The sequence below is a fragment of the Bacillus cereus group sp. MYBK216-1 genome (assembly GCF_051916495.1).
GTDB lineage: Bacteria > Bacillota > Bacilli > Bacillales > Bacillaceae_G > Bacillus_A > Bacillus_A thuringiensis_K.
Genome location: NZ_JBQAGT010000022.1, coordinates 20,264 through 33,378, shown reverse-complemented (window position 1 = coordinate 33,378; position 13,115 = coordinate 20,264). Strand labels below are relative to the sequence as shown.

Here is a 13,115-nt window from a genome sequence, read left to right as displayed (position 1 = left end):
GTATTAGGCACGCCGCCAGCGTTCATCCTGAGCCAGGATCAAACTCTCCAATAAAGTTTGTCTAGCATCTAAAATAAAAATTGACGTTTCACGTTGTTTGTTTCGTTCAGTTTTCAAAGAACTACTTGGTCGCTCATTTGCGACTTCCTTATGTTAACATCTTCGTTTTTCGATGTCAACTAAGTTTTTCAATTTCTTTTTTGTCGTTTTCTGCGTTTCCGCATCAGCGACGGTTATTAATATATCATGCAGTAAAATGAAATGCAACACCTTTTATAAACTTTTTTTAAATTAACTACATTCCTTTTTTATTATCATATACTTAAACGAAATATCTCTTTCATTTCTAAGAGATTCCTACATATATTCTATATAAAGTCACTCTACCCAAAAACGTTTCTTTCTATAATAAACGTTTTATTTATATACGATATCATACAAGGAGGAATATATATGGACTATACCGATTTATTAATCAAACTAGGTCTTTCGGCTATTTTAGGGTTCGCCATCGGTTTAGAGCGCGAATTAAAACGTAAACCACTTGGTTTAAAAACGTGTTTAGTTATTTCTATTATCAGTTGCCTCCTGACGATTGTTTCTATTAAAGCAGCTTACAATTTACCACATACCGATCATATGAATATGGATCCACTTCGACTTGCCGCCCAAATTGTATCAGGAATCGGTTTTTTAGGTGCCGGTGTTATTTTAAGAAGAGGAAACGATAGTATTGCAGGACTAACGACTGCTGCTATGATCTGGGGCGCATCTGGTATTGGTATTGCTGTTGGAGCTGGATTCTATATCGAAGCAATTTTCGGGATGTGTTTCCTTATGATTAGTGTTGAACTTATACCGTTAACAATGAAATTCGTAGGACCTAGATCATTTCGTCAACGTGATATCGTAGTAAAACTTGTTGTGCGAAATATGGACAATATCCCAGTTGTAATTGAAGAAATAAAAGAAATGGATATAAAAGTGAAGAATATGAAGCTTAAAACGTTAGAAAATGGTTCTCATTATTTACATCTTAAATTATGTATCGATCAAAAAAGACATACTGCCGATGTTTACTATGCTCTCCAGCATCTTGAAAGTGTTCAACAAACTGAAGTGGAAAGTATGTAACGTAAAACAAACTCTCTTTATAAATTAGAGAGTTTTTCTTTTTTCTATAATGGCAACAATGAATGTAGTCCTGCAAAATAAGGAGGAATTGGCAATTGAAATCCCGTCCAAAATTAGTAGATACATTTCGTGATTCCATTATTTTTCGTTTAATTTGTTTTATTATTATACTTACCGCTTTTTCCGGCTTTCTTATACATAGATTAGAACCATCTCACTTTACCACATGGTTTGATGGAATTTGGTGGTCAATCGTTACAATTTTCACTGTTGGCTATGGTGACTTTGCCCCGCATACACTAATCGGCAAACTTATCGGTATGGGTATTATTTTATTTGGAACTGGTTTTTGTTCTTATTATATGGTGCTATTCGCCACTGATATGATTAATAAACAATATATGAAAGTTAAAGGAGAAGAAGCCGCGACTTCTAACAGTCATATGATTATTGTCGGCTGGAACGAACGGGCAAAACATGTTGTAAAACAAATGCACATCTTACAACCTAACCTGGATATCGTTTTAATTGATGAAACACTTTCTTTACTGCCAAAACCATTTCATCATTTAGAATTTATAAAAGGATGCCCCCATCACGATCAAACATTATTAAAAGCTAATATTACAACCGCTCACACTATATTAATAACTGCTGATAAAGAAAAAAACGAAAGCTTAGCTGATACACAGTCCATTTTAAATATTTTAACCGCAAAAGGGCTCAACCCAAACATTCACTGCATCGCTGAACTTCTTACTTCTGAACAAATACAAAATGCAACGAGAGCTGGCGCATCAGAAATTATAGAAGGAAATAAATTAACGAGCTATGTATTTACCGCTTCTCTTTTATTCCCTTCCATTTCAGGTGTACTATTTTCACTTTACAATGAAATCTCTGATAATAAATTACAACTGATGGAACTTCCATCTTCCTGCACCGGACAAACGTTTGCAAATTGTAGCTATACTCTTTTAAAGCAAAACATTCTCTTACTAGGTATAAAGCGCGACGAACAATATATGATTAATCCAGTTCATTCCTTTGTTCTCATTCAAAGCGACATACTCATTGTTATTCACCATTAGTAAAATGTTTTTCTAGTTCTTGCATGAGTACTTTCCCAATATCGATATACTTTCTTTTTACATCTCCATCTGGATCTTTCGGCTCAGCAAATTGATCCATTCCACTCGTTCCGGCTGTTAAAGTATTAACATGATCATCTAGTTCGTCTTGATATACGTGCGAAAGAATATACGGCGTTCCAAGACGAACTACTACACCAGGTACATCTAGTTCTCCATCAACCGCTGTAAATGGTACTCGTAAAAATTGATAGCCATCTTCTTCATCAATTTTATAATCAAAGCATCCTTTCTCATAATCCCAATTGCCGCCAATGCTATACCCAAGTGGCTTCATTATTTCTTCTAACTTATATAACGCATATGTACGTCCCTCTAAATTTGATTGAATCGGAATCAAGCCCATCCCTCCTAGACTTTTTCTTTAGCATACCCACTCTAGTTTGAATATACTAATGGACTTTTCGATGAAATAATAAAAAGCGGCCGGATTACGGCCGCTTTTTATTATTTTAAACGCTCTTCTAATTCTGCTTTTAATTCTTCAAATCCTGGTTTACCAAGTAAAGCAAACATGTTTTTCTTGTATGCTTCTACTCCAGGTTGGTCAAATGGATTTACGCCTAATAAGTAGCCGCTCATCGCACATGCTTTTTCGAAGAAGTATACAAGGTAACCAAATGTGTACTCATTTAATTCAGGAATATTGACGATTAAGTTTGGTACTCCCCCGTCGCTATGTGCAAGTAATGTACCTTCGTATGCTTTTGTGTTTACGAAGTCTACAGTTTCACCAGCAAGGTAGTTTAATCCGTCTAAATCGTTTTCTTCGGATTCGATTGTTAGTTCATGTGTAGATTTACCTACTTTAAGAACTGTTTCAAATAAGTCACGACGACCTTCTTGAACGTATTGACCTAATGAGTGTAAGTCAGTTGAGAAGTTTGCTGAAGATGGGAAAATACCTTTTTGATCTTTCCCTTCACTTTCACCAAATAACTGTTTCCACCACTCAGCGAAGTATTGAAGTGCTGGCTCATAGTTAACAAGCATTTCAATTGTTTTTCCTTTATTGTATAAAGCATTACGAACGACTGCGTATTGGTAAGCTGGGTTTTCTTCTAGTTCTGATGTTCCGAAGTCATCATGACCAGCAGCTGCACCTTTCATCATCTCTTCAATATTTAAGCCACTTACTGCGATTGGTAATAAACCAACTGGCGTTAATACAGAGAAACGACCTCCAACATCATCCGGAATAACAAATGTTTCGTAACCTTCGTTATCAGCTAATGTTTTTAATGCACCACGTGCTTTATCTGTAGTTGCATAAATACGTTTGCGAGCTTCTTCTTTTCCATACTTTTCTTCTAATAACTTACGGAAAATACGGAATGCTAGTGCTGGCTCTGTTGTTGTACCTGATTTGGAAATAACGTTAATAGAGAAGTCTTTACCTTCTAATACGTCCATTAAATCTTTCATGTAAGTGGAGCTAATGTTTTGTCCAACAAATAGCACTTGTGGAGTTTTACGTTGTTCTTTAGAAAGCGTGTTGTAGAAAGAATGGTTTAACATTTCGATTGCTGCGCGTGCTCCTAAGTAAGAACCACCAATACCTACAACAAGTAAAATGTCAGAGTCATTTTTAATTTTTTCTGCGCATTTTTGAATGCGAGCGAATTCTTCTTTGTCATATTGAAGCGGAAGATCTACCCACCCAAGGAAATCGTTCCCAGCTCCAGTTTTTTCGTGGATTGCGTGATGTGTTACTTTCACTGCATCACGTAAATAAGTGATTTCATGTTCACCGATGAAGGATAACGCTTTAGAATAGTCGAACGTTACATGTGTACTCATCTTTTTCCCTCCAATTATGGATATGTATTTCTGTATTCACTTTAGCGAAACTGAAGTTGTAAATCAAGCGATTCAAACATTGTAAACGTAACCAATATATATTTTTTAGAAAAAGTTCATTTTTTGCATAAAAATTCGTATTTTTCGGTATAGATGTATATACATCGTCTTTCGAACATTTTTTATGTATAAAAACAACATAACTACCCCATTCTATAAAAGAGTTAATTAACTCATCGCTTGCTCATGCTTCACAATTAAAAGGGGGGCTTTTTCATGAGTACTCTGCAACGTATCGCATTAGTCTTTACTGTAATTGGCGCTGTGAACTGGGGACTAATCGGGTTTTTCCAGTTTGACTTAGTAGCAGCCATTTTCGGTGGACAAAATTCAGCTCTTGCACGTATTATTTACGGCATCGTTGGTATATCTGGGCTTATCAACCTTGGTTTACTGTTTAAACCATCTGAAAATCTTGGTACGCACCCAGAAACAAACGAAATTCGATAATCAGTATGTCCTTTCACCTCCGACATACGAATATGATTGCATGCAATCATATTTGCAAATATATATCATAAGATAAAGTAAAAGAGGAACGCTCATATGCGTTCCTCTTTTACTTTGTTAACTCGGACTCTTCAATCCATTCTGCCAACTTTTCTCGCAGCGTATTAAATCCGTTTTCAGATGGGTTCGGTATAAGAATCCTTCCTTGCTTTCTTTTCGCCGCTTTTAACGATAAACTCATTTTTCTGTGCTCTTCATCAATTGAAAGTACCTTTACTTCTACTGTATCGCCGACTTTTAAAAAGTCATGAATATCCTTTACATATCCATTTGTAATTTCAGATATATGCACAAGTCCTTGTGTTTCTGCATCTAACGCTACAAATGCACCGTAATCTTGAATTCCAGTCACTTTCCCTGTTACAACCACTCCTGTTGTATATTGTTCTGACATATGAAACACTCCCATACGTTTACCATTCTCTCTACAATTATAGAGAGCAAAGCAGATATATTTATTTTAAATATCCGATTGGTTAGTACGCATTCTAGATAACGTTATCTAGAATGCGTATACCTTATATTAGTAAATTATACCACTATGACAGAACTCATTCAAAATTCATGAAAAATTTCCCTTAAAGAAGTATAATTCTCCAATATTGGGATAGACTACTAACACATGGCTTTCTAGTATTCCCCCCCTTTTATGGACAAAACGTATTACGTTTTGTCCTTTTTTTATTTTCGACAAACCGTTCCATTCTCTTCATTGCTTCCATAAGTTGTTCAAGCGACGTCGCATAAGAACAACGAATAAAACCTTCACCACTTTCGCCAAATACGCTACCAGGGACAACGGCCACTTTTTCTTCCAGCAATAACTGTTCTGCAAATTCCGCTGAAGATAATCCTGTTGAAGATATAGAAGGGAAAACATAAAATGCTCCGCCTGGCACATGACACGTTAAGCCCATTTTATTGAAAGATGTCGTCATGAAGTTACGACGCTTCTTATAACTATCTCTCATTCGAATTACTTCATCGTTCCCTGCGCGTAACGCCTCAAGTGCTGCAAACTGAGACATCGTCGGTGCACACATCATTGAATACTGATGGATTTTGAGCATTAATTCTGAAAATTGAACAGGAGCTGCAATCATACCGAGGCGCCATCCTGTCATCGCAAATCCTTTTGAAAATCCTGAAATTAAAATCGTATGCTCACGCATATTTTTAATACTCGCGAAACTCGTATATACTTCGTCGTATACAAGCTCTGCATAAATTTCATCAGATAATACAATTAGATTGTACTTCTCAACAATCACTGCTATTTCTTCAAGCTCGGATTTATTTAGCATTGCACCTGTCGGGTTATTTGGTGAACAAAGTAAAATTGCCTTTGTTTTCGCTGTAATAGCTGCTTCAATTTGTTCTGGTTGTACTTTAAACTCGTTTTCTAACGTAGTCGTCACAGGAACCGGAACTCCTCCAGCTAATGTCACAAGTGGTGCATAAGAAACGAAGCTTGGTTCAATAATGAGCACTTCATCATCAGGATTTATAATGGCGCGCATCGCTACATCTAACGCCTGGCTCGCTCCAACTGTAACAATGATTTCATCACTTGGATCATAAGATACTGCAAATTGTTTTTTTAGATACTTTGCTATTTCTTGACGGAGCTCCAATAATCCTGCATTTGCTGTATATGACGTATACCCTTGTTCCAAAGAACGAATACATGCTTGCCTTACATTCCAAGGTGTAACAAAATCCGGCTCTCCTACCCCGAGGGAAATAACACCTTTCATATTTGCTGCTAAATCAAAAAATTTTCGAATACCAGATGGTTTTAAAGATTCTGCTGATCTAGATAGTTCAAATTGCTTCATGGTGTCACCACAATTCGCTTATCATCATCGTCTTTTTCATAAATAACGCCCTCATGTTTATACTTCTTCAAAATGAAATGAGTAGTTGTAGAAACGACAGATTCAATTGTTGCTAATTTCTCAGAAACAAACATCGCTACTTCCCCCATCGTTTTCCCTTCTAATGTAATAGAAAGATCATATGTTCCTGACATTAAATAAACGGATTTCACTTCTGAATAACGATAAATTTGTTCAGCAACCGCATCAAACCCAACGCCGTGCTTTGGCGTAACTTTCACATCGATCATTGCCGTTAAACCTGTATGCTCTTTCACTTTCGTCCAATCAATATGTGTTACATAATCCACAATAATCTTTTCATTTTCTAATCTTGCAACCATCTTCTTTACTTCTTCTACTTCTATATTTAACAGCTTCGCTAATGTATCTACAGATAATCGACTACTCTTTTCAAGACAAGCTAATAATTCTAATTCTTTTTCTGTCACCATATAAATCATCCTTCCTTTTCGTTTGTGTCTAAATTATACAAATACCCTTTCCAGTTTGAAAAGAAGATTTTTCTATTGAATTATGTCAAAATAAAGTGAAACTTTAATCAGCGGAATGCTTTACCCCGCTGATTATTAGCCCACACCAATCGGGCTTTTACGGACAGTTGCTATCCCGCCTAACCTCTTTGCTTGAGCTTCTTTTTGAGGCGAGAGGCTTACTGTCCGTTAAAGCGGGGTAAAGTGAAACTTTAATCAGCGGAAAAATGTGGGATAAAGCGAAAGGGGATGGAACCGTGAAACCAAAAGTTTATATTGCTGAACCAGTTCCAACATTTGTAGAAAACTATTTATCAAAACACTGTGATTATGAAAAATGGGATCAAAATGAGAAAGTACCTCGTGATATTCTATTAGAGAAAATACAAGATAAAGATGGGTTATTAAATTTCGGATCTGCTATTAATGAAGAATTACTGACAGTAGCTCCTAACTTAAAAGTAGTGAGCAACATTTCTGTCGGTTACGATAATTTTGATTTACAAGCGATGAAAAACCGAAATGTTATCGGAACGAATACACCATACGTATTAGATGATACAGTAGCTGATCTCGTTTTCGCCCTTATGCTATCAGCTGGGCGCCGCGTTTGCGAACTCAATTCTTACGTGAAAAATGGTGAATGGAACGCTGAAATCGGAAAAGAACACTTCGGACTAGATGTACACCATAGCACAATTGGTATTATCGGTATGGGCCGAATTGGAGAAGCCGTTGCAAAACGAGCAAAATTCGGATTTGATATGAATGTTCTTTACTATAACCGCCGTCGTAAAGAAGAAGCTGAACAAAAATTCGATGCTACATATTGTGATTTACAGACGCTACTGAAGCAGTCTGACTTTATTGTTCTTCTTACTCCATTAACAGATGAAACATATCACCTTATCGGAGAAAAGGAATTTTCATTAATGAAAGACACAGCAATCTTCATTAATGCTTCTCGCGGCAAAACAGTAGATGAAGAAGCGTTAATCCATGCTTTAACAGAAAAGAAAATCTTTGCAGCAGGTATCGATACATTTACACAAGAGCCGATTCAAAAAGATAATCCACTCTTATCATTACAAAATGTTGTGACTTTACCACACATCGGATCTGCAACATTAAAAACTCGTCAGCAAATGGCTATGACCGCCGCTGAAAATTTAGTTGCAGGATTACAAGGAAAAACACCGCCTAATATTGTGCGCGGGTAATACGGAATAAGTGAAAGGCAAGATGACATCGTCATCTTGCCTTTTTTTGTTAACATATTTTCTTCTTCCTTGGAGATGATATGAACAAAAATCAATGGAGTGACAAAAAATGAATCATGAATATACTTGTCCTTATTTCACTTTTTCCACTCGCGGCACTACTGTTCATTACGAATTGTATGAACATGATAATAAAACAGAACGTCCTACTTTCGTACTAGTTCACGGCTTTTTATCTTCCTCATTCAGTTACCGCCGCCTCATTCCTTTACTATCGAAGGAAGGAACAGTCATCGCTCTTGATTTACCACCGTTCGGAAAAAGTGATAAGTCTCATCTGTTTAAGTATTCTTATCATAATTTAGCAACGATTATTATTGATTTAATTGAACATTTATCTCTCTCAAACATTGTATTAGTTGGACATTCTATGGGTGGGCAAATTTCTCTCTATGTAAACCGTATACGTCCTGAACTCATTTCAAAGACGATTTTACTATGCAGCTCTAGCTATTTAGCACGTGCAACCTTACCTTTACTATACTCTTCTTATTTACCGTTCTTTCATTTATACGTAAAGAACTGGATTATTAGGCGCGGCATCGTTCATAACTTAATGAATGTCGTTCATGATCACTCATTAATTGACGATGAAATGAAAAAAGGTTACTCCGCTCCTTTTTATGACGACCGTATATTTCCCGCTTTAACTCGCATGATACGAGACCGTGAAGGTGACTTATCTTCAACTGAATTACAAAAAATCGAAACACCTATCTTGCTCATTTGGGGTGAAAAAGACCGCGTCGTCCCTGTACATGTAGGTCATCGTCTACACAAAGATTTACCGAATTCAAAATTTATTTCTTACGAAAATACAGGACATTTACTACCTGAAGAAAAGCCTAAACATGTTTATGAAGAAATTATCGCTTTTTCCGCGCAATAAAGTGAAAATTTAATTAGTCCGACCTAACTTCTTTGCTTCCGCTGAATTTTGAGGTGGGGTCTTACTACCAAGCAAATAGCGGGATAATATAAAAAAGGCTGTCGGAAATTCCGACAGCCTATAATGAACAACTTCCGCCTTCTTTTATTACAAGTAATTCCACAGCTAACTTCTCACATTTTTCAAGCGCAGGTACTTCCTCAAAAGACATAAAGTATATATGTTGAATCTTCTTTGCGATGTATTTTGGATCATCAAACACACTTGCGACGTTCACAACATCGCTCGCTTCTGTTTCATAAAACTCCGGTCCCATTTGAAACGGATCCCAATTCTTCACAACCTCTATCATCTTTTCATATGTACCCATTCGCTTCCCGCCTTTTCACTTTTTAATACTTTTCTTTATCCTATCACATCAGCTATTCTATAAGAAGAGAGAGAACTTTCGTAACTTATTGGTTTTACAGAAGAAGGGGGCAAACTTATGCAACTATTTCATAAAGCAATCAATCGACGTGGAACGCATAGTATAAAATGGGATACATATAAAAACGAAGAACTTATCCATGCTTGGATTGCTGATATGGATTTTGAAGTACCAAAACCAATTCAAACTGCCTTAAAACAACGGATCGAACATCCGATTTTTGGCTATACACTTCCCCCTGAAAATATTGGGGATATTATTTGTAACTGGACAAAACAACAATACGACTGGGACATTCAAAAAGAATGGATCGTCTTTAGTGCAGGGATCGTTCCAGCTCTTAGTACGAGCATACAGGCTTTTACAAAAGAAAACGAATCCGTTCTCGTACAACCACCTATTTATCCTCCATTTTTCGAAATGGTCACAACAAATAATAGGCAGTTATGTGTGAGTCCATTACAGAAACAAAATGATACATATGTGATAGACTTCGAGCATTTAGAAAAGCAGTTTCAGCAAGGCGTCAAACTCATGCTTCTTTGTAGCCCTCATAACCCAATCGGACGCGTTTGGACGAAAGAGGAACTTGTGCAGCTCGGATCGTTATGTACTAAATATAACGTAATCGTTGTCGCGGATGAAATTCATTCCGATATCATTTATGCAGACCATACACATACACCGTTCGCTTCCTTATCTGAAGAATTAGCAGCGCGCACTATCACTTGTATGGCTCCAAGTAAAACATTTAATATCGCTGGATTACAAGCGTCGATTATTATCATTCCAAACGAAAAACTCCGTCACGCCTTTACAGCTATCCAGTATAGACAAGGCTTCCACGGGTTAAATATCTTCGCTTATACAGCGATGCGAAGTGCCTATACAGAATGTAATGATTGGCTAAACGAAATTCGATTATATATAGAAGATAATGCTCAATTTGCTTGTGAATATATTAAAACTCACATATCTGCTCTTTCCGTAACGAAGCCTGAAGGTAGCTTTTTATTATGGATTGATTGTTCTCGTCTAAAGCTTTCTCAAAACGAGCGTACCGCACTACTTGAGGAAAAAGGAAAAATCATTGTTGAACCTGGTGAGAAATACGGGTTAGGTGGCGAAGAACATATTCGAATTAACATCGGCTGTCCACGATCTGTTTTAGAAGAAATTTTAAACAGACTGCGTCATACGTTTTCATAATAAGAAAGGAGTCTGTCCCGAATCATTCTTGGACAGACTCCTTTGTCATATTTTGTCGGTAAGTCGATATATTCCAATAATCGCTGATATATTTTCAATTACATTTCACAAATAAAGCTACCATTCACGATAGCTTTTACTTTTTCTTCATATCCGATGCTTTTTTTACAATTACGCCACAAGCAATTCGATCCCCTGATTTACCTGTCGGCTGTGTCATACCATCATCAGGATTTTCTGTAATAATAATAGACGCTCCATCTTTTCTATGAATCGTCGTTTTTCCTTCTTCAAGTGTGATGTGTGGGGCATTGATTTCCGCTTTAATCTTTCCAGAACCGTCTGCAACTACGTTCGGTAAATCACCGTTTTCTGCACCCTTCGGATTAAGAAGACCATGTTTTTTATCATCGGGATTAAAATGATTCCCAGATGATTCAAAACGAGGTGCCTTACACTCTCCGATTTCATGTACATGTAGTCCGTGTGGTCCTGGCGTGAAACCTTCCCCTTTAATCGTAATCTTCACTCCACTTGTTTGTTGAACTACTTTCGCAGTCCCTACTTCATCTCCTGAAGCATTATGTAATTTCACTTCAATTTCTTTCGGCTTTCCTTGGTCACAACCTGCCATCAGAAATAATAAACAACAACTGAAAAAAAGCCGTTTCTTCATTCTATTCCCTCCAAAATATATTCTGCCCTTAGATTGTCCGAGCATAGAGGGAAACATACAAAAATGCGTTACTGTTTCTTTTCAGCTAATAGTTTTTCTTCAACTTTCTGTAATCGCTCTGCTTCTCTTTTTGATACACGAATAAACATGCGCCACGTGGCAATAGCACCGATAATAAATAGAACGCAAACAATCCCTGGAATAATATATTCTGTTTTATCTTCCGGAAAATATAAAGGCATCATATAGAACACTCCTTATTATAGGATTTATAAAACATCAGAATTTTCTGTTATATTATTTTAAATTATAGTGGAACCTATCCATATTCTCAAGGGGCGTTCTGAAAACGAATGATTTCTTTGACTCCTTCCCGTACTTTCCTTACTATAAACTTGAGGTGAAAAATATGAGAGAAACATTTGAAATTGGTGAAATCGTTACTGGTATTTATAAAACAGGAAAATACATCGGCGAAATTACAAATAGCCGTCCTGGTAGTTATGTCGTAAAAGTATTAGCTGTTTTAAAACATCCGGTGCAAGGTGACTTACATAACGTAAAACAAGCTGACGTGCCATTTTTCCACGAAAGACGTGCTTTAGCTTATCGTGAGCAAACGAACATTCCAGAGCAAATGGTAAAGAAATATGAAGGAGAAATTCCGGATTATACCGAGTCACTAAAATTAGCATTGGAAACTCAAATGAATTCATTTTCTGAAGATGATTCACCTTTTGCGGTTCGTAGTCTAGAAACATTAGAACAGTTAAAAAAGGACTACAAACTTTAAAAAAACAAAACGACCAAATTACATACTGTGCAATTTGGTCGTTACTGTGTGCTCACTTTCTTTAACACTTTTGAAAAATCAACGAGTTCCCCTAACGTTGGAGGTGCTGGTTTTACTAAATACTCTTTATCTTTTTCTACTAGTTTAAAAATATTGTACGTCGTCATCGCATCGTCAAGCGCACAATGATGCTTCCCTGTCCCTACTTTTCCATACGCCTCAATTGCTTTCCATAATCCTGTTTGATTTCTTTCTCCAAAAAACTTCTTATACTCAAGCGATAAATCACGACACTGCCCGAAGAATGGAAAAGCTATCCCTGCCATTTCACAATTATGCTTCAGCACTTTCATATCCATATTTCCCCACGTTACAATTGTCGGTTTACATTTCGTTTCGTATTCTGCAAGCTTCTTAACGAGTTCAGGAAATGAAATCCCTTTATCCACGACTTCTTGTTTTATTCCTAAAAACTTCTTGCATCGATCCGTTAAAGAGGGAAATGTTTTCGGTCTGACATGTGATGAATACGTATCTTCTACCTTACAGCCAGCAACTGAAACGAGTCCTACCTCAATAATCTCCGGAAAAAATCCTTTCGGTTTCTTTCTATGCTGGGGCATCGTAAACTCAAAGTCTAAAAATAAAAATCGTTGTTCATCCATACGATCCCTTCCTTATCATTTTTGTCATTCCTTTCTATTTGACACTCCTACACGAACAAGCTCGAATGCTAATTCCATTTTAAATATTCAGATTGGATGTATCTTATATATATGTCAAATGCCCACAAATATTTTAAAAAATAAGAA

The 13,115-nt window shown here is 36.6% G+C and carries 16 protein-coding genes; 7 read left to right on the top strand and 9 right to left on the bottom strand.

The window, feature by feature from the left end; all coding sequences use genetic code 11:
* Positions 1 to 453: 453 nt before the first annotated feature.
* A complete protein-coding gene (locus ACTFRH_RS29710; protein WP_000386685.1) occupies positions 454 to 1,134 on the top strand; it encodes an MgtC/SapB family protein in 681 nt (226 codons plus the stop codon).
* Between the two features lie 95 nt (positions 1,135 to 1,229).
* A complete protein-coding gene (locus ACTFRH_RS29705) occupies positions 1,230 to 2,225 on the top strand; it encodes a potassium channel family protein (protein ID WP_000842314.1) in 996 nt (331 codons plus the stop codon).
* Here ACTFRH_RS29705 and ACTFRH_RS29700 read toward each other — a convergent pair.
* Positions 2,212 to 2,625 (bottom strand): YugN-like family protein, encoded by a 414-nt coding sequence (locus ACTFRH_RS29700; protein ID WP_000612342.1) that lies wholly within the window; start codon positions 2,623 to 2,625, stop codon positions 2,212 to 2,214. The two genes, ACTFRH_RS29705 and ACTFRH_RS29700, sit on opposite strands and share 14 nt — an antisense overlap.
* Positions 2,626 to 2,732: 107 nt before the next feature.
* Entirely contained in the window at positions 2,733 to 4,085 is a 1,353-nt protein-coding gene (locus ACTFRH_RS29695) for a glucose-6-phosphate isomerase (protein ID WP_000103654.1), read from the bottom strand.
* Positions 4,086 to 4,361: 276 nt separating this feature from the next.
* On the opposite strand from ACTFRH_RS29695, the gene ACTFRH_RS29690 reads away from it, so the two are divergent.
* The gene (locus ACTFRH_RS29690; RefSeq protein ID WP_000105788.1) at positions 4,362 to 4,595 is read left to right on the top strand and encodes a DUF378 domain-containing protein; all 234 of its coding nucleotides are present in this window, start codon (positions 4,362 to 4,364) and stop codon (positions 4,593 to 4,595) included.
* A gap of 109 nt (positions 4,596 to 4,704) precedes the next feature.
* Here ACTFRH_RS29690 and yugI read toward each other — a convergent pair whose 3' ends face one another.
* From yugI to ACTFRH_RS29675, 3 genes are all read right to left on the bottom strand, one after another.
* On the bottom strand, positions 4,705 to 5,049 hold the full coding sequence (yugI, locus tag ACTFRH_RS29685) for a S1 domain-containing post-transcriptional regulator GSP13 (protein WP_000003764.1): 345 nt from the start codon (positions 5,047 to 5,049) through the stop codon (positions 4,705 to 4,707).
* 253 nt (positions 5,050 to 5,302) lie between these two features.
* Complete coding sequence (locus ACTFRH_RS29680) at positions 5,303 to 6,493, bottom strand: aminotransferase (RefSeq protein WP_000808533.1); 1,191 nt, start codon at positions 6,491 to 6,493, stop codon at positions 5,303 to 5,305.
* Positions 6,490 to 6,987 carry an Lrp/AsnC family transcriptional regulator gene (locus ACTFRH_RS29675; RefSeq protein WP_000255696.1) on the bottom strand — a complete coding sequence of 166 codons (498 nt, stop codon included), beginning with the start codon at positions 6,985 to 6,987 and terminating at the stop codon, positions 6,490 to 6,492. Before ACTFRH_RS29675 ends, ACTFRH_RS29680 begins: the two co-directional genes overlap by 4 nt.
* 266 nt (positions 6,988 to 7,253) lie before the next feature.
* Between ACTFRH_RS29675 and ACTFRH_RS29670 the strand changes: the two genes are divergently transcribed.
* Positions 7,254 to 8,246 carry a 2-hydroxyacid dehydrogenase gene (locus ACTFRH_RS29670; protein ID WP_003303178.1) on the top strand — a complete coding sequence of 331 codons (993 nt, stop codon included), beginning with the start codon at positions 7,254 to 7,256 and terminating at the stop codon, positions 8,244 to 8,246.
* Between the two features lie 109 nt (positions 8,247 to 8,355).
* Positions 8,356 to 9,195, top strand: a complete 840-nt coding sequence (locus ACTFRH_RS29665) for an alpha/beta fold hydrolase (RefSeq protein ID WP_001015217.1) — start codon at positions 8,356 to 8,358, stop codon at positions 9,193 to 9,195.
* Between the two features lie 118 nt (positions 9,196 to 9,313).
* Here the strand turns inward: ACTFRH_RS29665 and ACTFRH_RS29660 are convergent, their stop codons facing one another.
* Positions 9,314 to 9,565, bottom strand: coding sequence for a YugE family protein (locus ACTFRH_RS29660; RefSeq protein WP_000537632.1), 252 nt, complete (start codon positions 9,563 to 9,565; stop codon positions 9,314 to 9,316).
* A gap of 117 nt (positions 9,566 to 9,682) precedes the next feature.
* On the opposite strand from ACTFRH_RS29660, the gene ACTFRH_RS29655 reads away from it, so the two are divergent.
* Positions 9,683 to 10,834 carry a MalY/PatB family protein gene (locus ACTFRH_RS29655; RefSeq protein ID WP_001175810.1) on the top strand — a complete coding sequence of 384 codons (1,152 nt, stop codon included), beginning with the start codon at positions 9,683 to 9,685 and terminating at the stop codon, positions 10,832 to 10,834.
* 136 nt (positions 10,835 to 10,970) lie between these two features.
* Here ACTFRH_RS29655 and sodC read toward each other — a convergent pair whose 3' ends face one another.
* Together sodC and ACTFRH_RS29645 are read right to left on the bottom strand one after the other, a co-directional pair.
* Positions 10,971 to 11,510, bottom strand: a complete 540-nt coding sequence (gene sodC / locus ACTFRH_RS29650) for a superoxide dismutase [Cu-Zn] (RefSeq protein WP_000746522.1) — start codon at positions 11,508 to 11,510, stop codon at positions 10,971 to 10,973.
* A 68-nt stretch (positions 11,511 to 11,578) separates the two neighbouring features.
* The gene (locus ACTFRH_RS29645; protein WP_000982757.1) at positions 11,579 to 11,755 is read right to left on the bottom strand and encodes a hypothetical protein; all 177 of its coding nucleotides are present in this window, start codon (positions 11,753 to 11,755) and stop codon (positions 11,579 to 11,581) included.
* 164 nt (positions 11,756 to 11,919) lie between these two features.
* Here ACTFRH_RS29645 and ACTFRH_RS29640 point away from each other — a divergent pair, with 164 nt between their 5' ends.
* Positions 11,920 to 12,303: a kinase-associated lipoprotein B gene (locus ACTFRH_RS29640; RefSeq protein ID WP_001209329.1), complete on the top strand. Its 384-nt coding sequence runs from the start codon at positions 11,920 to 11,922 to the stop codon at positions 12,301 to 12,303.
* Between the two features lie 41 nt (positions 12,304 to 12,344).
* On the opposite strand, the gene kapD is transcribed toward ACTFRH_RS29640, so the two are convergent.
* Positions 12,345 to 12,968, bottom strand: coding sequence for a 3'-5' exonuclease KapD (gene kapD / locus ACTFRH_RS29635; protein WP_000344356.1), 624 nt, complete (start codon positions 12,966 to 12,968; stop codon positions 12,345 to 12,347).
* Positions 12,969 to 13,115 lie beyond the last annotated feature (147 nt).